This is a genomic window from Hymenobacter caeli, from assembly GCF_013294115.1.
GTDB classification, from domain to species: domain Bacteria; phylum Bacteroidota; class Bacteroidia; order Cytophagales; family Hymenobacteraceae; genus Hymenobacter; species Hymenobacter caeli.
Genome location: NZ_JABSNP010000022.1, coordinates 30,087 through 47,724 on the forward strand (window position 1 = coordinate 30,087; position 17,638 = coordinate 47,724).

Below are 17,638 nucleotides of genomic sequence, written 5' to 3' on the forward strand. Positions count from 1 at the left end.
AAATAGGCAAATGATTATTAATCAGGGAAGGAATAAAGATTTACTTTTAATCCTCCTTTGGTTTCTTTCCATCCACCCTTCACCCTCCTACCCATGACGAATTCCCGTGCAATCGTTTCTGTACTCGCCGCCGGCCGCCGCGCCGCGCCCTTGCTTCTGGGCCTGGCCCTGCTCAGCGGCTGCAGCTCGCACAACGACGAAGTGCCGACCCCGCAGGCCGCCGCCGCGGCCGACCTCACCAACAACCTGGGCAACGGCGTCAACCTCCAGCCCTCGTACTACAACAACGGCAACCCCAATTTTGCCTGGTCGCTGATGAAGCAGCAGACCAAAATCAAAACGCTGCGGATCGAAATCGACCCCAGCCGGGTGGGGGCCAGCACCGCGGCCAACTGGATTTCCCAGGCCCGGTCCAACGGCTACACGAACCTGATTTGCACGTACCACTACTACGGCGGCTCCGACAAAGCGAGCGACCTGATGACGGCCGCCAACTGGTGGAAAGCCAACTACCGGGCCCTGGGCGGCAACTTCACCATCAACTTGTGCAACGAGTGGGGCAGCCACAACATCACGCCGAGCGCCTACGCGGCGGCTTACAACAGCGCCATCAGCACCGTGCGGCAGGTGTACAGCGGGCCCATCGTCGTCGACATCCCCGGCTACGGGCAGGAGACGGCCACGGCCGCGGCGGCCGTGAAGGGCACGGGCGGCACGAAAATCAACGACACCAACATCATTTTGTCGGTGCACGTGTACCCCAACGGCTACAACCAAGCCAAGGGCCACAACTTGCAAAGCGCCGACCTCGACGATTTGGGCTCGGCCGGCCGCCCGTGCATCGTCGGCGAGTTCGGCAACACGCCCTCCGGCTCCGTGGACTGGCAAGGCGTGGTGAACCACGCCAAGTCGAAGGGCTGGACCGTGCTGGGTTGGGCCTGGAACGGCGACGGCCTTGGCATGAACATGGTGAGCCCCGCCTGGTCGTCGAACGCGACGGCCACCTCGTTCACGCTCAGCTCGTACTTCAGCACGGTGTACAACCTGCTGTAGCCGCGGCGCCGGCCGGGCCCCGTAAAAAAAGCTCCCCGTGGCCGGGGAGCTTTTTTTACGGGGCCCGGCCGGCGCCGCTTCGCGGGCCTAACCTAGTAAAAGAAAAGGAACACCCCGAACAAGAGCACCCACAGCGCGTCGACGAAGTGCCAATAGGTGCCCAGGGCCCGCAGCTGGCGCAGGTGGTAGGGGTTGCGGATGAATACGAGCTGGCGCACGGCGTCGCGGTCGGCGTGCAGTACGCGCAGGGCCAGGGCCAGCAGGTACAGCATGCCGCCGAGCAAGTGGGCCACGTGCAGGGCCGAAATCAGGTAGATGTAGGTGCCGCTGGCCTTGCCCCGGAAGGGCGCGTACTGCTGCAGCTCGTGCCAGCCCAGCGCCTGGAGCCCGGCAAATACGGCCCCCAGCAGCAGCGTGGCCAGCAGGCACCGGCCCAGGGTGGCGAGGTCGTCGCGGGCGTAGAGGCGCGGGGCCTGCGCCACGGTGTAGCTGCTGACGAGCAGCACGATGGTGCTCAGCGAGAAGTACTTCGGGAACGGGTGCGGGCTGGTGGGGGCCCCGCTGGCCAGGCGCGTGCTGATGTAGAGCACCACCAGGATGGTGAACATGATGGTGACGGCCAGCAGCGCCAGGTACAGGACCATCAGCAGCGGGGGCAGCCGCTCGATGCGGGCAAAGGCCGACGCGGGCGGGCGGGTCCCCACTTGTTTGTTGCGGTCGTAGTCGGAATTCCTCATGAACGGGGGCGCGAGAAGTGCAGTATCCAAACCAAACGGAGCGGCTTTGGTTCCGGCCGGGGCCGGGCCTAACGGAAGAAAGAGCCCAGCTTGCCCAACACTGCATTCAGGGTGATTTTGGGGCCGGTGCGGCCGGGCAGGCCGAAGGTGACGTAGGTTTTGCCGCCCACCCGCAGGTCGAGCACCAGGCCCAGGCGCTGGCCCAGCTCGTGGAGCTGCTGCAAAGGGTCGGGGCCGGCGCTTTTGGGCGGCTTGGGGGCCCCGGGCGGGCGCGGCGGCCCGGCCGTCAGCGCGTCGAGCACCTGCTGGCTGGGCACATTTAAAATCAGGTACGCGCCGGAGCCGGCCAGCTGCAAGGGCTGCCCGTTCCAGGTGAGGACCAGCTGGGCCTCTACCTCGAGGCCGCTAGCCAAGGGGCTGCGGGTGGCCGCTGGGCGCGGGCGGGTCGATGCGCAGGGCGGCGGCGGGGGCCGGCTGGGCGGCCGGCGCGGCGTCGCCCCTGGTGCGGATGCGCAGCGAGCCGTTGAGGCGGTAGGTGCCGGGCGTGCCGTTGGGGTTGGGCACTTGCAGCTCCACTTGGTCGAAAGCCAGGTTCAGCTCGACGCCGCCGGAGAGTTTGGAGAGCAGCGACGCGGCGGTGTCGGCCCAGGAAGGGGAATCGGGCATGGGTTCGGGGATTGGGTGGTGCGGGGGCGCAAAGTACCGCTACCAACAATTAAAACGACTTATTTAACAAATTTACAATTGATGATTTTACCGGTTTTGGGGTCAAGTATGCAACAGAAACAATCCCAGGTGGTGACTTTCAACGATTGTCCATCACCAGCAAAGCCGGTGAAAAAGTCGCCGGGCCGCCGTTCCTCCGCAATCCACAAACGTTCCCCGTGGGCATCGTAAGCGTAAAGATTACGGATTGAGTTCTTCTGAGGAAACTGCATCCAGTCGTAGATAACCAGCAGGGTATCGCCAAACTGAAAGGTACGGAGTGCATTGAATTCCACGCGGCAAGATATCGTGCGTTCGCCAGCAGTGATTAACTGCCGCAATCCAAGCAACAATTTTGCGGTCATCCGGCTTCAAAACTCTGCGTTCGGGGCCCTGACCCAAGCCCCTAGCCGCCCAGCACGGCCGCCTGGCCCGCTACCTTTGGGCCCCGCTCACCCGCCCTTTCTGCCGTCCATGAAACTCATCGAATGCCCGCGCGACGCCATGCAGGGCCTGCCCGGTTTCATCCCCACCGCCACCAAAACGGCCTACCTCAACGCCCTGCTGCGCGTGGGTTTTGACACGCTCGACTTTGGCTCGTTTGTGTCGCCGAAGGCCATTCCGCAGCTGCGCGACACGGCCGAGGTGCTGGCCGGCCTCGACCTGAGCGCCACCAAAACCAAGCTACTGGCCATTGTGGCCAACCGCCGCGGGGCCGAAACCGCCGCCCAGCACCCCGAAATCCACTGCCTGGGCTTCCCGCTGTCGGTGTCCGAAACCTTCCAGCGCCGCAACACCCACCAGACCCGCGCCGAGGCCCTGGCCGACGTGGCCGCGATGCACAACCTGTGCGAGCAAGCCGGCAAAACGCTGGTCGTGTACCTGTCGATGGCCTTCGGCAACCCCTACGGCGACCCGTGGAGCCCGGCGCTGGTGGTGGAGTACGCCGCGCAGCTGGCGGCGCTGGGCGTGCGCGTGGTGGCCCCGTCCGACACGGTGGGCACTGGCAGCCCCGCCACCGTAGTGGCCCTGTTCGCGGAGCTGATTCCGGCCTTCCCGGCCCTGGAGTTCGGGGCCCACCTGCACACCACGCCCACCACTTGGCGAGCCAACGTGGCCGCCGCCTACCAGGCCGGCTGCCGCCGCTTCGACGGGGCCCTGGGCGGCCACGGCGGCTGCCCGATGGCCGCTGACGCGCTGACGGGCAACGTGGCCACGGAGAATCTAATTAGTTTTTTGGCGGAGCAGGGCGAGGTTTTAGGACTGAATTTGGGGGCCCTGGGGGAGGCGCGGGAGCGGAGCGCGGCGGTATTTGCAGGCCACTGAGGGTTCGCGCAATAAGCAGCCGGGGCCAGCCGATTTGGTCGATGCAACCAAATCGATTGGCCCCGGCTCTACTCCCCGGGCCCTCACTGTTTCCTCATGAAAAACATTACCGCTTATTGCCTGCTGGGCACCTTGCTACTGGCGGCCGGCTGCAAAAAAGACCAGGACGCACAGGGCCCCTATGGCACCTGCGCCCCGCAGAGCCAAACCGTAAAAACCGTAGCCGACGTCGTAGGCACCGTCCGGTTCGACGCCGCGGTGCAGCAATACCTTATTTACCGGGCCGTGCCCGGTACCTACGACTCGGTGGACCTGGGCGTGGTGTGCGGCGCGCTGCCCGCGGCCCTGCAGGTGGCGGGCACCCAGGTGCTGTTTAGCGGCACGTACCGCGCGTACAGCAACCCGCCCCGAATGGGCCCCGTGGGCCAAGACTACTACTACCTGGAACTAACGAAGGTGGTGGCCCGGTAGCACGGCCACGGGGCCGGGCCGGCTTACTTTTGCCCCATGCCCGCGCCCGCTCCCATCGTTGATATTTTCGTGCCCTGCTTTGTGGACCAACTCTACCCGGCCACGGCCATGAGCATGGTAAAAATCCTGGAGGCCGTGGGCTGCGACGTGCGCTACAACCCCGACCAGACCTGCTGCGGCCAGCCCGCCTACAACGCCGGCCACCTGGGCCCGGCCCGCGCCGTGGCGGCTAAGTTCCTGGATGACTTCACGCCCGCCCCCGACGAGGACGTGGCGGGGCCCCGCTACGTGGTCAGCCCCTCGGCCTCGTGCATCGGCATGGTGCGCAACGCCTACACCGAGCTGTTTGCCGGCCAACCGGAAGCTGCCGACTGCCGCGCCGTGCAAACCCGCGCCTACGAGCTGACCGAGTTTCTGGTGGACGTGCTGGGCGTGACGGCCATCGCCGGGGCCCGGCTCGACGGGGTTTATACCTACCACGACTCGTGCGCGGCGCTGCGCGAGTGCGGCATCGGCCCGGGGCCCCGGCAGCTGCTTGCCGGCGTGGCCGGCTTGGTGCGCCGCGAAATGGCCGAAACCAGCACCTGCTGCGGCTTCGGCGGCACGTTCGCCGTCAAGTTCCAGGCCATTTCGGTGGCCATGGCCCAGCAGAAAGTCGAGCACGCCCTCGACACCGGGGCCGACTTCCTCGTGAGCACCGACGTGAGCTGCCTCATGCACCTGGAGGCCTACATCAAGCGGGAAAAGCTGCCCCTGCGCTGCCTGCACATCGCCGACGTGCTGGCCAGCGGCTGGTAATTTCATTTAACAGTTGTCAATTAACAATTAACAGCCGTTCCACTAGCCAATTATGCCAGCGGAATAACTGTTAATTGATAACTGTTTATTGATTAAAGCAGCTTCTGGATGCGGTCTTGCAGGCCGGGGGTGGCTTCGAGCAGGGGCAGGCGCACGGCGGGCTCGCACACGCCCAGGTCGGCCAGGGCCGCTTTTACGCCCACGGGGTTGCCCTCCTCGTACATGAGCGGGTTGAGGGGCAGCAGCTCGAAGAGCAGGCGGCGGGCCTGGGCGAAGTCGCCGGCCAGGGCGGCGCGGGTCATGTCGGAAAAGCGGCGCGGCCAGGCGTTGGCCATCACCGAGATAACGCCCACGGCCCCGGCCGAGGCCATCAGCGAGAGCGTCATCATGTCGTCGCCGCTCAGCAACACGAAATCTTTCGGCTTAAGGGCCCCGATGGCTAGACATTGCTCCAGGTTGCCGCTGGCTTCCTTGATGCCCACGATGTTGGGGTGGCGGGCCAGGCGCAGGGTGGTGTCGGCACTGAGGTTGGAGGCCGTGCGGCCGGGCACGTTGTAGAGCACCAGCGGCACGGGGCTGGCGTCGGCCAGGTGCTGGTAGTGGGCCACCAGGCCGGCCTGGCTGGGCTTGTTGTAGGCGGGGCTGGCCGAGAGCACGGCGGCCACGCCCTGCAAATCGACGGTGCGGAACTGCTCGGCGGCGGCGGCCGTGTCGTTGCCCCCAATGCCGTACACCAGCGGCACGCGGCCGGCCACGTGGGCCTTGGCCGTGCGCAGCAGCTCGGCCCGCTCGGGGGCCGTCACGGTGGGCGACTCGCCGGTGGTGCCGTTGATGACGAGGTACTCCACGCCCCCGTCGAGGCAGTGGTCGAGCAGGCGGTACCAGGCGGGGTAGTCGACGGTGAAATCCGCGGCAAAGGGGGTGACCAGCGCCACGCCGGTGCCGTGCAAAATGTTCATGGAGGAGGCTTAAATGGGGTACCTTTGCGGGCAAAAATACACGCCTTTTACGCCCTGCGCCTTTTCTTTTGAACCGCTCCGCTTCCCTCCTGCTCCTCACCCTGGCCCTGGCCTCGGCCTGCGAATCGAAAACCGCCACCACCGGCGAGGCCCGCGTGGCCGCCAAAACCGCCACGCCCGCCGCCACCCTGGCCGCCGAGAGCCCCGCCGACGCCCCCACCTCGGGCACCGCCGCCACCGCCACCGACGAGGCCAACGCCGCCCCGGCCCCCGCGCCCGGCACCATCCCGGCCGCCAAAACCGGCGACGCGGCCGCCATCTACGCCCGGCCCCAGGTGCCCATTCTGTGCTACCACCAGATTCGCGACTGGACGGCCCGCGACTCGAAGGGCGCCAAGGACTACATCACGCCCATCGCCACGTTCAAGGCCCACATCAAGATGCTGGCCGACTCGGGCTACCACACCGTTTCGCCCGACCAGCTCTACGCCTACCTCACCACCGGGGCCCGGCTGCCCAGCAAGCCCATCATGCTCACGTTTGACGACACAGATTTGGACCAGTTCACCATTGCCCGGCCCACGCTGGCCCAGTACGGCTACAAGGCCATGTACTTCGTGATGACCGTGAGCCTGGGCCGCCCCCACTACATGAGTAAGGCCCAGGTGAAGCAGCTTTCCGACGAGGGCAACATCATCGGCTCGCACACCTGGGACCACCACAACGTGAAAAAATACCAGGGCCAGGACTGGGTAACGCAAATCGACAAGCCCACCAAAACGCTGGAAGACATCACGGGCAAGAAAATCAACTACTTCGCCTACCCCTTCGGCCTTTGGAACGAGCAGGCCTTCCCCGAGCTGAAAAAGCGCGGCTTCGTGGCCGCCTTCAGCCTGGCCGAGAAGCGCGACCAGCAGGACCCGCTCTTCACCATCCGCCGCATCATCGCCAGCGGCTACTGGAGCCCGCGCACGCTGCACACCAGCATCGTGCAGAGCTTTTAACCCCCGCTACGCATTGCCCGGGGTACCCGGGCGCGGAGACGCGCGGCACGTTGTGGCCGCAGCAGGCCCCGGCGTCAGTGGACGCCGGGGCTTGGCGTTTCAACCGAAAAATAAGCGGGCGGCAACGCGGTTAAATCGGCCAGCACCTGGTCGCGAACGGCCTCGCTGCGGCACGCCAGCGACAAGCTCCAGTTGTCGTAGTGCAGCGTGGCGTCTGCTCCCGCCAGCTTGAAATCGGCCGCGTAGCCGTCCAAAAGGTCTGTTAACGGCGGCGGGGGAAAACGATAAGTGGCCGCCAGATGCGCGAGTAGCCGCAGAAACAAGCTGCCATCGAAGGGTTCGGCGTCGATGCAGGGCCATTGGTTGCCTGACCACCGGTTGGGGAGGAAGCGTATTGCGGGCACGGGCGGAAAAGTGATGCTTTTGGGTAAGGATTGCAACGGATTGCAAATTACTTTTTTGGGGCCGTGCCCATTGCCAGCAAGGCGCGCTTATTAGTGCGCACCCAATTCAGGGCCCTGCTGCGGAGGCGTAATTATTGCCAGGATGATTGCAACTGATAACGGGGTTGGGCCGCGGTTGAACGATTGGTGTAATGGAATATACATTTGGGCGATTGTAGGCCCGGTACTGCGCCGTTACCGAGCGGCCGGCCATTCGTTCGTTCCCTTTTTCACCTTACCCAATCCATGAAAACCCTTACTTTTTCCTCGGTTGTGCTGGCGGGCCTGCTCGCCGCTTGCGGCAGCAAAAAGACCAGCGACGTGACGACCACCACGACCGCCGCCGACGCCCCCGCCGCTACGGCCCCGGCGGCCCCGGCCGAAACCCCGGCCGCCGCGCCGGCAACGGCCGCGGCCCCGGCCGCCACGTTCGACATCAATACCGTGCCAATTTCGGCGGCCAACCTGGGCGGCTTTCCTTACCTGAGCAAGCTGCCGGGCTACAAAATCAACGTGTCCTCCGACAGCGTGGCCTTCGATTTTGACCGTACTTACGTGTACGATGGCAAGGGCATCGTGCCCGTGGAGGGCCGCGTGCTGCGCCGCGAATACATACCGGTGAACGCAGACAAGAAAACGTCAGATCTGATGATCCAGCGCAACTACGAAAACCTGGTGAAAAGCCTGGGCGGGGTGCAGGTGTCGTCGGCGGCGCTGCCCGTCGAGCCGGTGGACAAAATGGGCCGCGAAGAGTTCAACAAGCACAGCGGCGGCATCGACCCCGGCAACCAGGTCGACACCTACGTTATCCGCCAGAAGGACAAGGAAGTGTGGGTGCAGGTGTCGCCCGACGGCTACCACTACAAGCTGAACGTGACCGAGCGGGCCGCCATGCCCCAGCAGGCCACCACCGTGCCCGCCGCCGAATTAAAAAAAAACTAGCGGCGGAGGGCCACGTGGCCCTCTACCTCAACTTCGACACGGATAAGGCCACCCTGCGACCCGACGCCCAGCCCACGCTGGCCGAGGTACTGAAACTGCTCCAGCAAAACCCCGGCCTGCGCCTGGCCGTGCAGGGCCACACCGACAACGCGGGCACCCCCGCCCACAACCAAACCCTGAGCGAGGACCGCGCCCGCGCCGTGGTGGCGGCCCTCGTCGGGGCCGGCACGGCCGCCACCCGCCTGGAAGCCGCCGGCTTCGGCCAAACCCGGCCCGTGGCCGACAACGCCACCGACGCCGGCCGGGCCCAAAACCGCCGCGTGGAACTGGTGCAGCGCTAAAAGACCTGACGCAAAAGCGCCCCGCCGATTGGTGGGGCGCTTTTTCTTTGTCGGGTCGCCGCCGGGGGCCGGCCCCGGTGGGGCTGGTCGTGCCGGCCGGCAACGAGCGGGCGGGCACTTCTTCCCGCAGGGGGCTGGCCCCGGGCTGTGGCTTAGTTTTGGGGCCCCGGGGGCATTTTTGCGCCGCGGGCCGCACCTCTTTTCTTATTATCCGATGTCGCAACCCGTTGCTTTCCGCCGCTACCTTTTCCCGCTGGCCGCTTTTGGCCTGGCCGCCGGCTCCGGCCTGGGCCTGGCGGGCTGCGCCCGCACCGCGCCCGCCGCGAGCAGCGGGGCCAGCGAGCTGGTGTACATCGGCACGAACGTGGCCTCGGCGCAGGAAAACACCATTTACCTCTACCGGCTGAACCCGGCCACCGGGGCCCTGGCGGCGGCCGGGGCCTACAAAGGCGGGGCGCAGCCATCGTACTTGACGATGGACGCCGCCCACCGCCACCTCTACGCGGTGAGCGAAACGGGCACTTTCAAGGGCCAGGACCACTGCGGCGGGGTGAGCACGCTGGCCATCGACGGGCGCACGGGGGCCCTCGCGCTGCTGGGCCAGCAGCCGTCCACGGGGGCCTCGCCCTGCTACATCAACCTCGACCACACCGGTAAAAACGCCTTGGTGGCCAACTACATGGGCAGCGCCACCGGCGGCAACGTGGCCCTGCTGCCCGTGCAGCCCGACGGCCAGCTGGCCCCCGCCACCGCCACCGACCAGCACCAGCCGCCCGTGGGCCCCCACCCCAACCAAACCACGCCCCACGCCCACAGCCTGCTGCCCGACCCGGCCAACCGCTTCGCCTTCGGGGCCGACCTGGGCACCGACAAAGTGTACGGCTACCGCCTCGACGCGGCGCGGCACACGTGGCAGCCGCTGCCGGCCCCGGCCTTCGTGGCCAAGCCCGGCGCGGGGCCCCGCCACCTCACCTTCCACCCCAACGGCCGCTACGCCTACCTGGCCAACGAGCTGAACTCGACCGTGACGGCCCTGGCCTACGACGCCGCAGCCGGCTCCTTCCGCGAGCTGCAAACCCTGACCACGCTGCCCGCCGGCTTCGCCGAAACCAACTCCGTGGCCGACGTCCACGTGGGCCCCAACGGCAAGTTTTTATACGTTTCGAACCGGGGCCGCAACAGCATCGCCGTGTTCGCCATCGGGGCCGACGGCCAGCTCGCGCCCGTGCAGGACGTGGACACGCAGGGCAAAACGCCCCGCAACTTCGCCCTCGACCCCAGCGGCCGCCTGCTGCTCGTGGCCAACCAGAACTCCAACAACGTCTTCACCTACCGGGTAGACCAGCAAACGGGCAAGCTCACGCCCACCGGCCAGCACGTGGACGTGCCCTCGCCGATGTTCGTGGAGGTAGTGCCGGATTTTACGAGATAATGGACGGCGCGGGCTGCGCCGCCAACCTGCTTAAGTCAGCTAATGTTTGCTCTAAACGGTCATGCTAAACGGTCATGCTGAGCGCAGCCGAAGCATCTTTCCCGCGTAACTAATTATAATTACTGCCGTGGGAGAGATGCTTCGGCTGCGCTCAGCATGACCGTTTTTTAACAGCACCCTACCCAAACAGCTCGCCCTGGGCCCCAGTTGCCGGGGCCTCGGGCGCATCGGCATCGGCTTCCGTTTCGCCAGCTACGGGCAGCAGGGCCATCAGGTCAGCTTCGGAAATGATGGGCACTTTGAAGCCGGTGGCTTTTTCGCGCTTGGCGGGGCCCATGTTTTCGCCGGCCACCAGGTAGCTGAGCTTTTTGGAGATGGAGCCAGTGATTTTGCCGCCGTTCGAGACGATGATGTGTTGCAGTTCGTCGCGGCTGTGCTCGGCGAATACACCGGAGAGCACGAACGTGAGGCCCGCCAGGCGGTCGGAGGCCGGCACGGGGGCCTCGCCGACGAGGGCCAGCTGCACGCCGGCCCGGCGCAGGCGCTCGATGTGGTCGCGGTTTTGAGGTTCTTGCAGCCAGGCGGCGGCGGCCACGGCAATCACGCCGCCCACCTCGGGCACGGCGGCCATGTCCTCGGCCGGGGCGGCGGCCAGCGCGTCGATGTCGCGGTAGTGCTGGGCCAACTTCTGGGCCACGGTTTCGCCTACGTAGCGGATGCCCAGCCCGAAGAGCACCCGCGGAAACGGCACCTGCTTGCTGGCCTCGATGCCGGCCAGCAGGTTGTCGATGGACTTCTCGCCCAGCCGCTCCAGCGTCACCAGTTCGGCGCGGCGCTGGGGCAGGTCGTAAATGTCGGCCGGCGTGGCCACCATCCCCAAGTCGAAGAGGCGGCCCACGGTTTCGGCCCCCAGGCCGTCGATGTTCAGGGCCTTGCGGCTCACGTAGTGCTCCAGCCGGGCCTTGCGCTGGGGCGGGCAGCCGCGCTCGTTGGGGCAGCGGAAATGGGCCTCGCCCTCGGGCCGCACCAGCGGGGTGCCGCAGGCCGGGCACTCCGTAGGATAAACAATCGGCACCGCGTCGGCGGGCCGGGCGTCGAGCACTACGCCCGTGATTTTGGGAATGATTTCGCCGCCCTTTTCCACCAGCACCGTGTCGCCGAGGCGCAGGTCGAGGGCGGCTATCTGGTTGGCGTTGTGCAGGGTGGCGCGTTTCACCACGGTGCCGGCCAGCGGCACGGGGGCCAGCAGGGCCACGGGCGTCACGGCCCCGGTGCGGCCCACGTTGTACTGCACTTCGCGCAGCACCGTGCGGGCCGCTTCGGCCGGGTACTTGTAGGCAATGGCCCAGCGCGGGCTCTTGGCCGTGAGGCCTAGCTGGTCCTGCTGGCGCAGGTCGTCCACTTTAATCACGATGCCGTCCGTGGCCACCGGCAAGGTGAAGCGCTGCTTCTCCCAGTGGTGGATGAAGTCCAGCACCTGTGCCAGCGACGCGCACACGCGCCACGTGTCCGACACCGGCAGGCCGTAGGCGGCCAGGGCCCCCAGGGCTTCGCTGTGCGACGCGAAGTGGCGGCCGGGCGTGAGCAGCGAGTAGGCATAGAAGCGCAGCTTGCGGGCCGCCACCTGGGCCGAATCCTGGAGCTTGAGGGTGCCGCTGGCGGCGTTGCGCGGGTTGGCCAGCAGGGCTTCGCCGTTCTGCTCGCGCTCGGCGTTCAGCTCGGCAAACACCGGCAGGGGCAGGAATATTTCGCCGCGCACCTCGAAGTCGGCCGGCCGGCCGGGGGCCGGGCGCAGGTGCAGCGGCAGCGTGCGGATGGTGCGCACGTTGGCCGTCACCACGTCGCCGCGGGTGCCGTCGCCGCGCGTCACGCCCTGGTGCAGCTCGCCGTTCTGGTAGGCCAGGCTCATGGCCACGCCGTCGAATTTCAGCTCGCACACGTAGCGGTACGGGGCCCCTTCCAGGCCCTTTTGCACCCGCTCGTCGAACTCGCGCAGGTCGTCTTCCGAGTACGTGTTGCCCAGGCTGAGCATGGGGAAACGGTGCGCGGCGGTGGCAAACTGCTTCGTGACGGTGCCGCCCACGCGCTGGGTGGGCGAGTTGGGCAGGGCCCATTCGGGGTGGGCCGTTTCCAGGGCGCTCAGTTCGGCCAGCAGCCGGTCGAACTCCTGGTCCGATACCTCGGAGGTGTCGCGCTGGTAGTATTGGTGGTTGAGGTGGTGCAGCCGCTCGGTGAGGGCCTGGATTTGGGCGGGAATGGCGTCGGACATACGGGCTAAATAAGCCGCGGGCGGGCCGCGGCGGCGTAACGCAGCCGGCGGGCCCCGGGGCCCGCCGGCCCGGCAAAGTAACGCACCCCGGCCCGGGCACGGCGCAAAAAAGGCCGCCCGAGGGCGGCCTTTTTGTTAACGCAAAGCGCAAAGCGGAGCTAGCGCGTCGGGGGCACCGGCGCGGCCGGGCCCGGGGCGGTGGGCCCCACGGGCACGTCGGCCCCGTGGCCGTGCACTTCGGTCTGCGGGCCGATGGGCAGCACCGGGTTGATGGGAGCCGACGACGGGAAGAACCGCTCGTACAGCAGGATGGCCACCAAAACGGCCAAAAAAGAGACAAAAAATTTCATCTTGGGAAAAACTGGTAAAAAAATGCAACGCGGCTGTCAAAAGCCAGCTACTGGCTCAGCACCACGGCTTTGCGCAGCTTGCGCACGTAGGTGAGGCGGCGCTCCGAGCCGTCGGGCCCCGGGAAGTCGAAGGCCACGGCGGTGGGGTCGGCCCGCAGGGCCTGCCACACGGCGGCGTCCACCTCGGCGGGCTGCTCTTCCTTGGCCGCCACGGCGGGCTGCGAGAAGTGGCTGGCGGCAAAAAATACGTTCATGCCCCGCAGAATGGCAATTTCCTGGTCGCGGGTGGTGCTGGGGCGGGCATCGGACTGCTCGCTAAGCAGGGCGCGGGCGGGCATCACCTCGTGGCGCAAGGTGTCGCCGGCCGGGCTGGTCACGATGAAGTGCACCTGCCCGGTGAGGATGCGCGCGCCGCGCAGCTGAAGCGTGAAGTTGTCGCGCGTTTTGGGGTTAGAAAATGCGTGCGTGGTGCGCACCGTGTTCAGCACCGTCTGGCTGTTGAGGTGGTTGCGGGCCCCGGGGGCGGGCGGCACGTAGGTGGTGCGGGGGTCTTTGTTGGTGTTGGCAGCTTCGCGCTCGGTAGTAGCGCACGCAAAGGCCAGCGGCAGCAGGGCCGCCGTGGCCAGGCAGCGGAGTAGTGTGTTCATAGCAGGCGAATAGAAATACAGCTGGAGAGGAACTCAAAAGTAATGCCGGAAAGGATAGCCGCCGGGCAAACGCGGGGCAGCGGCGTTTTTAGCTAAAGTAATTATAGTACGGGTGGTGTACGCGGAAAGCGCGGCCGTGGATGCGGCGGCCGCCCGGCCTCAGAACAGCCCAATTTCGACGCCCACCACCCACGGCGGCAGGCCGGCCGCGGCGGGGGCCGCGCCGGGCCGCAGGGCATCGGTAAGGCGGCGGCGGGCCACCAGGGCGTAGCGGTCGAAGCCCAGGCGGGCCCCCACCCCGCCGGTCCAGCGGCGCAGGTAGGGCAGGCCGGTTTCGGTGGTGCTGGTGGCGGCGGGGCCGCCGGGGGGCGGGTCGTCGTCGGTGGTGTGGGCGGTGGCGGCCACCCAGCCGCCCCAGGCCAGCAGGTCGAGGTACGAGCCCACGGTGTTGCCCCGGCGGCCGGCGTTGAAGCGCAGGCCCGTTTCGGCCTGGAGCTGGTGCAGGCCCAGGGCTTCGGCCCGATGCAGCCCGGGGCCGGGGAAAGCCTTGGCCGCCGTTTGGGCGAAGCCGTAGCGCAGGTAGGCGTAGCGGACGTCGGCCATCAGGGCCACGTTTTGGGTGAAGCGCCGCTTGAGCCGGGCCCCCAGCTGGATTTCGTGCGACGCCAGCCCGTAGCGCAGCGGCGCGGCGCCGGCGCTGCCCCCCGCCACCAGCCCGGCCCCCGCGTAGAGGTGGCCGAAGTAGCGGCGGTTGGGGCCCGTGAGGTTGGTCAGGGTGTCGTCGGCCACGTCGGCCCGCAGCAGTACCTGCTGGGCCCGGGCCCCGGCGGGCCGCAGCAGGGCCGCGCCCAGGGCCAGGGCCCCGGCCAGCCGGCGGCCGGCGGCCCGTGGTATCAAAGTGCGCAGGCTCATTTATTTAGCAGGTGCAGCAGGTTCGGTGTACGTGGCCGTGTAGCCCTTGAATTCGACCTGGAGCGCGTCGCCGCCGCGCAGCAGGCGGCGCGGCACTTGCAGCACCAGGCGCTGGGCCACGGCCCGCACCTCGTAGCGGCGCAGCACGCCGCGGCGGTCGGCCAGGTGCCAGTAGATATAAGCGGGAAAGTCGGGGTCGGGCGCGAGGGGCGGGCCGCCGGGCCCCGGGCCGCCGCTGGCCTCGGGCAGCTCGGCCACCAGGGGCAGCGCCTCGGCCGGCCGCACGGCCGCCGCCGGCCGGATGATGACGGCCACCAGCGAGTCGCCGGCCACGAAGTCGAACGTCGGCCCCGCGGGCCGCGCCGGGGGCCCGTCCAGAAAATACGCGGCCCGGGGGGCCCCGTAGCCGTGGGCGTAGTCGAAGTACGGGTAGAGCTGCCCCGCCGCCCGCAGCTGCCCGTAGAGCTGCGCGGCCGTGAGGCGGCGGTTGTGCTGCCAGGCGCAGGCCGCGAAGCCCGCCACCAGCGGCGCGGCAAACGAGGTGCCTTCCAGCCGCTCGTAGCCGCCGCCGGGCGTGGTGGTCAGCGCAATGCCGAAGGCCGACACGTCGGGCTTCACCCGGTGGTCGGCGCTGGGCCCCACCGAGCTGAAGGCCAGGTGCAGGCCGGTCACGGGGTCGAGCCCGCCCACGGCCAGCACCGAGTCGGCGTCGGCCGGCGTGCCGATGCGCACCCAGTCGGTGTCGCCGTCGTTGCCGGCGGCGCAGACCACCAGCATGCCCTTGTGGGCGGCCAGGGCGGCGGCGCGGGCCACCAGGCTGCGGCGGCCGTCCATCTCCTCGGGGAAGTAGCGCTGCTCGGTGTAGGCCAGCGAGGAATTGATGATGTCGGCCCCCTCGCGGTCGGCCCACTCGGCGGCGGCCAGCCAGGCTTCTTCCTCGCTCAGGGTTTCGCGCAGGGCCCGCTCGGTGCGGGCCAGCAGGTACTCGGCGGCGGGGGCCAGGCCCAGGGCGGGGCCGGCGGCCACGGCGGCGTCGGGGCCCCCGGGCAGGCGGCCGGCCAGGCAGCCCAGCACCTCGGTGCCGTGGCTGCCGCCGCGGTACACGTTGGGCCCGTTGGCCAGAAAGTCGTGGGTGGCCACGATGCCGTGGCGGGCCCGCAGCGCGGCAAAGGCCGGGTGGCTTTCCACGCCCCGAAACCCGACGTCGAACAAGGCAATGCGCAAGCCGCGCCCGGCGAGGCCGGCGCGGGCCCAGGCGGCGGCCCCCAGGGCGGCGGTTTGGCGGTGGGCCAGGCGGTAGTCGTCGGGCGAGATGTAGGGCGGCTCGTCCCCAGCAAAGCGGGTTGCCGCAGTCCTACCCGGGCGAAGCCGCGCCGCCGCCACGCCCCCGCCCCGCTGGGGCCACGCCGCCACCTCCCGCACGCCCGGCAGGGCCCGCAGCGCGGCGGCCTGCGCCGGGGTGGCCCGCACGGCCACGGCGTTGAACCAGCGGCTGACGAGCGTCACGGTATCGACGGCGGCGCGGACGCGGGCCAAGTAGTCGGGGCGCACGGGGCGGTCGGTGGCTTCGGCGGCGGGCAGGTGCTGGCGGGCCCGCCGGGCGCGGGCCGGGGCCGAAAAGTAGGCGTTGGGGTCGAAGGCCACGCCGTCTTTGTCGGCCAGCGACACCCAGTAGCGGGCGGGCGGCGCGGCGGCCGCCGCCGGCTGGGCCCGGGCGGCGAAGCCGGTAGCCAGGGTCCCCAGAAAAGCAACGAAGAACAGGCGGCGCACGGGCGGAAAGGAGGCGAAAGCCCAAAGATAACCCTGGCCGGCCGCGTCCGTTTCAAGCCCAACCATTCGTGGGCGCAACTGCCCCGGCCGGTCCCGCGCCTTCACCCCCATCCATTCTTTTGCCCATGACCCGCACTTTCGCCCCCGCCCTGCTCCTGGCCACCCTGCTGGCCCTGCCCGGCTGCAACCAAAAAGAAATTGCCGCTTTGCAGCAGCAAAACAACGACCTGACCAAATCGCGCGACCAGCTCCAGCTCGAAAAAACCAACCTCGCCGCCGAAAACGCAGCAAAGGCCCGCAGCGAGGAAAGCCTGCGCGGCAGCCTGCTCAACAAAAACAACCAGGTGAACCAGCTCAGCAACACCCTCGGCACCACCGAGCAGGACCTGGCCGGCAAAAACGCCCGCATCGCCGAATTGCAGCGGGTGCTCGACGAGAAGGACGCCGCCACCAAGGCCCTGCGCCAGCGCGTGAGCGACGCCCTGCTCGGCTTCAACGCCCAGGACTTGCAAGTGAACGTGAAAAACGGCAAGGTTTACGTGTCGCTTTCCGAGCAGCTGCTGTTCAAGTCGGGCTCGACCAAAGTGGACCCCAAGGGCCAGGACGCCCTCATTAAGCTGGCCAACGCCCTCAAAGACAACAAGGACGTGAACGTGCTCGTGGAAGGCCACACCGACAACGTGCCCATCAAAGGCGTGGTGAACGGGGCCAAAGACAACTGGGACCTGAGCGTGCTGCGGGCCACCGAAATCACGCGCCTGCTCACCACCGCCGGCATGGACCCCGGCCAGGTCACGCCCTCCGGCCGCGGCCAGTACCAACCCGTCGCCGCCAACGACACGCCCGCCGACAAAGCCCTCAACCGCCGCACGGATATTATTTTGACGCCGAAGCTGGACGAACTGTTCTCGATTTTGAACCCGAATTGATTGATAAGTTTTTGTTGCAAATTGTTGAATAAAAAAGCCTGGCAAATATTTGCCAGGCTTTTTTATTTTGATTGACATTACTACATTACGTATTATGATATTTATTGAGATATTTTTTAATCTACTACTAACCGGTTATTGATTAATATATTAACTATTTTATATTGTTCTGTTAAAGCTATACAAATTAGTTTTCTTTAACAGAATAAAATTTCTTCATTATAGCTATTTTGCCACCAGGATCATTTGGGAGTACTTCAACTAAGAGAGAATCACCTGCTTCGCAACTAAATTCGGTAATGTTAGAACTTTGCTCATACATTTTATTTTTGTAATAATAATTATAATCGATATTATAACCTCTTGAATGAACAACGTTTGTAATTTTAGCGTGAAGTATTACGCCTCTTGTATTAAGTATGCTAAGATTGTGATACCTCCACATTTCAGAAGCAGCAGCAATAATTACTATTAAGCTCAGCGTTAACCACGCCCCAGAGAGTTTATAACGTTCTAAAATTCTATCTATGTTGTTCATTTCCAAAAAAAT

General features: G+C 66.6%; 21 protein-coding genes. 9 read left to right on the plus strand and 12 right to left on the minus strand.

What is annotated here, in order from left to right; translation table 11 throughout:
* Nucleotides 1-93 precede the first annotated feature (93 nt).
* The gene (locus tag HNP98_RS18445; RefSeq protein ID WP_173811656.1) at nt 94-1,053 is read left to right on the plus strand and encodes a cellulase family glycosylhydrolase; all 960 of its coding nucleotides are present in this window, start codon (nt 94-96) and stop codon (nt 1,051-1,053) included.
* Nucleotides 1,054-1,145: 92 nt separating this feature from the next.
* On the opposite strand, the gene HNP98_RS18450 is transcribed toward HNP98_RS18445, so the two are convergent.
* From HNP98_RS18450 to HNP98_RS18465, 4 genes are all read right to left on the minus strand, one after another.
* On the minus strand, nt 1,146-1,790 hold the full coding sequence (locus HNP98_RS18450) for a cytochrome c oxidase subunit 3 (RefSeq protein WP_173811657.1): 645 nt from the start codon (nt 1,788-1,790) through the stop codon (nt 1,146-1,148).
* A gap of 68 nt (nt 1,791-1,858) precedes the next feature.
* A complete protein-coding gene (locus tag HNP98_RS18455; protein WP_173811658.1) occupies nt 1,859-2,203 on the minus strand; it encodes a hypothetical protein in 345 nt (114 codons plus the stop codon).
* Complete coding sequence (locus HNP98_RS18460; protein WP_173811659.1) at nt 2,196-2,456, minus strand: hypothetical protein; 261 nt, start codon at nt 2,454-2,456, stop codon at nt 2,196-2,198. Before HNP98_RS18460 ends, HNP98_RS18455 begins: the two co-directional genes overlap by 8 nt.
* Before the next feature lie 59 nt (nt 2,457-2,515).
* Nucleotides 2,516-2,860, minus strand: coding sequence for a hypothetical protein (locus HNP98_RS18465; protein ID WP_173811660.1), 345 nt, complete (start codon nt 2,858-2,860; stop codon nt 2,516-2,518).
* 109 nt (nt 2,861-2,969) lie between these two features.
* Between HNP98_RS18465 and HNP98_RS18470 the strand changes: the two genes are divergently transcribed.
* The 3 genes from HNP98_RS18470 (at nt 2,970) to HNP98_RS18480 (ending at nt 5,090) form a co-directional block, all read left to right on the plus strand.
* Nucleotides 2,970-3,821, plus strand: a complete 852-nt coding sequence (locus tag HNP98_RS18470; RefSeq protein ID WP_173811661.1) for a hydroxymethylglutaryl-CoA lyase — start codon at nt 2,970-2,972, stop codon at nt 3,819-3,821.
* Nucleotides 3,822-3,917: 96 nt separating this feature from the next.
* Complete coding sequence (locus HNP98_RS18475) at nt 3,918-4,292, plus strand: hypothetical protein (protein WP_173811662.1); 375 nt, start codon at nt 3,918-3,920, stop codon at nt 4,290-4,292.
* Between the two features lie 36 nt (nt 4,293-4,328).
* On the plus strand, nt 4,329-5,090 hold the full coding sequence (locus HNP98_RS18480; protein ID WP_173811663.1) for a (Fe-S)-binding protein: 762 nt from the start codon (nt 4,329-4,331) through the stop codon (nt 5,088-5,090).
* 92 nt (nt 5,091-5,182) lie between these two features.
* On the opposite strand, the gene dapA is transcribed toward HNP98_RS18480, so the two are convergent.
* Nucleotides 5,183-6,049, minus strand: a complete 867-nt coding sequence (dapA, locus tag HNP98_RS18485; protein ID WP_173811664.1) for a 4-hydroxy-tetrahydrodipicolinate synthase — start codon at nt 6,047-6,049, stop codon at nt 5,183-5,185.
* Nucleotides 6,050-6,117: 68 nt separating this feature from the next.
* Here dapA and HNP98_RS18490 point away from each other — a divergent pair, with 68 nt between their 5' ends.
* Entirely contained in the window at nt 6,118-7,053 is a 936-nt protein-coding gene (locus tag HNP98_RS18490; RefSeq protein WP_246275214.1) for a polysaccharide deacetylase family protein, read from the plus strand.
* 74 nt (nt 7,054-7,127) lie between these two features.
* Here HNP98_RS18490 and HNP98_RS18495 read toward each other — a convergent pair whose 3' ends face one another.
* The gene (locus HNP98_RS18495) at nt 7,128-7,493 is read right to left on the minus strand and encodes a hypothetical protein (RefSeq protein ID WP_173811665.1); all 366 of its coding nucleotides are present in this window, start codon (nt 7,491-7,493) and stop codon (nt 7,128-7,130) included.
* A 249-nt stretch (nt 7,494-7,742) separates the two neighbouring features.
* Here HNP98_RS18495 and HNP98_RS21605 point away from each other — a divergent pair, with 249 nt between their 5' ends.
* The 3 genes from HNP98_RS21605 to HNP98_RS18510 all read left to right on the plus strand — a co-directional run bounded on the left by HNP98_RS21605 (nt 7,743) and on the right by HNP98_RS18510 (nt 10,211).
* Nucleotides 7,743-8,438, plus strand: a complete 696-nt coding sequence (locus tag HNP98_RS21605) for a hypothetical protein (protein WP_217425833.1) — start codon at nt 7,743-7,745, stop codon at nt 8,436-8,438.
* A gap of 14 nt (nt 8,439-8,452) precedes the next feature.
* Nucleotides 8,453-8,779 carry an OmpA family protein gene (locus HNP98_RS18505; protein ID WP_173811666.1) on the plus strand — a complete coding sequence of 109 codons (327 nt, stop codon included), beginning with the start codon at nt 8,453-8,455 and terminating at the stop codon, nt 8,777-8,779.
* A gap of 214 nt (nt 8,780-8,993) precedes the next feature.
* Entirely contained in the window at nt 8,994-10,211 is a 1,218-nt protein-coding gene (locus tag HNP98_RS18510) for a lactonase family protein (RefSeq protein WP_173811667.1), read from the plus strand.
* 178 nt (nt 10,212-10,389) lie between these two features.
* Here the strand turns inward: HNP98_RS18510 and ligA are convergent, their stop codons facing one another.
* The 5 genes from ligA to HNP98_RS18535 all read right to left on the minus strand — a co-directional run bounded on the left by ligA (nt 10,390) and on the right by HNP98_RS18535 (nt 16,159).
* Nucleotides 10,390-12,480, minus strand: a complete 2,091-nt coding sequence (gene ligA / locus HNP98_RS18515) for an NAD-dependent DNA ligase LigA (RefSeq protein WP_173811668.1) — start codon at nt 12,478-12,480, stop codon at nt 10,390-10,392.
* Between the two features lie 158 nt (nt 12,481-12,638).
* A complete protein-coding gene (locus HNP98_RS18520) occupies nt 12,639-12,830 on the minus strand; it encodes a hypothetical protein (RefSeq protein ID WP_173811669.1) in 192 nt (63 codons plus the stop codon).
* A 47-nt stretch (nt 12,831-12,877) separates the two neighbouring features.
* On the minus strand, nt 12,878-13,477 hold the full coding sequence (locus HNP98_RS18525; RefSeq protein WP_173811670.1) for a hypothetical protein: 600 nt from the start codon (nt 13,475-13,477) through the stop codon (nt 12,878-12,880).
* Nucleotides 13,478-13,636: 159 nt separating this feature from the next.
* Nucleotides 13,637-14,389 carry a hypothetical protein gene (locus tag HNP98_RS18530; RefSeq protein WP_173811671.1) on the minus strand — a complete coding sequence of 251 codons (753 nt, stop codon included), beginning with the start codon at nt 14,387-14,389 and terminating at the stop codon, nt 13,637-13,639.
* Nucleotides 14,390-16,159, minus strand: a complete 1,770-nt coding sequence (locus tag HNP98_RS18535; RefSeq protein WP_173811672.1) for a S8 family serine peptidase — start codon at nt 16,157-16,159, stop codon at nt 14,390-14,392.
* A 125-nt stretch (nt 16,160-16,284) separates the two neighbouring features.
* Between HNP98_RS18535 and HNP98_RS18540 the strand changes: the two genes are divergently transcribed.
* Nucleotides 16,285-17,088, plus strand: coding sequence for an OmpA family protein (locus tag HNP98_RS18540; RefSeq protein ID WP_173811673.1), 804 nt, complete (start codon nt 16,285-16,287; stop codon nt 17,086-17,088).
* Between the two features lie 187 nt (nt 17,089-17,275).
* On the opposite strand, the gene HNP98_RS18545 is transcribed toward HNP98_RS18540, so the two are convergent.
* The gene (locus HNP98_RS18545) at nt 17,276-17,626 is read right to left on the minus strand and encodes a hypothetical protein (RefSeq protein WP_173811674.1); all 351 of its coding nucleotides are present in this window, start codon (nt 17,624-17,626) and stop codon (nt 17,276-17,278) included.
* Between the last annotated feature and the right edge of the window lie 12 nt (nt 17,627-17,638).

Coding starts and splice junctions, on each gene's coding strand:
- HNP98_RS18445 (WP_173811656.1), top strand. CDS start 94: ATGACGAATTCCCGTGCAATCGTTTCTGTACTCGCCGCCGGCCGCCGC.
- HNP98_RS18450 (WP_173811657.1), bottom strand. CDS start 1,790: ATGAGGAATTCCGACTACGACCGCAACAAACAAGTGGGGACCCGCCCG.
- HNP98_RS18460 (WP_173811659.1), bottom strand. CDS start 2,456: ATGCCCGATTCCCCTTCCTGGGCCGACACCGCCGCGTCGCTGCTCTCC.
- HNP98_RS18465 (WP_173811660.1), bottom strand. CDS start 2,860: ATGACCGCAAAATTGTTGCTTGGATTGCGGCAGTTAATCACTGCTGGC.
- HNP98_RS18470 (WP_173811661.1), top strand. CDS start 2,970: ATGAAACTCATCGAATGCCCGCGCGACGCCATGCAGGGCCTGCCCGGT.
- HNP98_RS18475 (WP_173811662.1), top strand. CDS start 3,918: ATGAAAAACATTACCGCTTATTGCCTGCTGGGCACCTTGCTACTGGCG.
- HNP98_RS18480 (WP_173811663.1), top strand. CDS start 4,329: ATGCCCGCGCCCGCTCCCATCGTTGATATTTTCGTGCCCTGCTTTGTG.
- dapA (WP_173811664.1), bottom strand. CDS start 6,049: ATGAACATTTTGCACGGCACCGGCGTGGCGCTGGTCACCCCCTTTGCC.
- HNP98_RS21605 (WP_217425833.1), top strand. CDS start 7,743: ATGAAAACCCTTACTTTTTCCTCGGTTGTGCTGGCGGGCCTGCTCGCC.
- HNP98_RS18510 (WP_173811667.1), top strand. CDS start 8,994: ATGTCGCAACCCGTTGCTTTCCGCCGCTACCTTTTCCCGCTGGCCGCT.
- ligA (WP_173811668.1), bottom strand. CDS start 12,480: ATGTCCGACGCCATTCCCGCCCAAATCCAGGCCCTCACCGAGCGGCTG.
- HNP98_RS18520 (WP_173811669.1), bottom strand. CDS start 12,830: ATGAAATTTTTTGTCTCTTTTTTGGCCGTTTTGGTGGCCATCCTGCTG.
- HNP98_RS18525 (WP_173811670.1), bottom strand. CDS start 13,477: ATGAACACACTACTCCGCTGCCTGGCCACGGCGGCCCTGCTGCCGCTG.
- HNP98_RS18530 (WP_173811671.1), bottom strand. CDS start 14,389: ATGAGCCTGCGCACTTTGATACCACGGGCCGCCGGCCGCCGGCTGGCC.
- HNP98_RS18540 (WP_173811673.1), top strand. CDS start 16,285: ATGACCCGCACTTTCGCCCCCGCCCTGCTCCTGGCCACCCTGCTGGCC.
- HNP98_RS18545 (WP_173811674.1), bottom strand. CDS start 17,626: ATGAACAACATAGATAGAATTTTAGAACGTTATAAACTCTCTGGGGCG.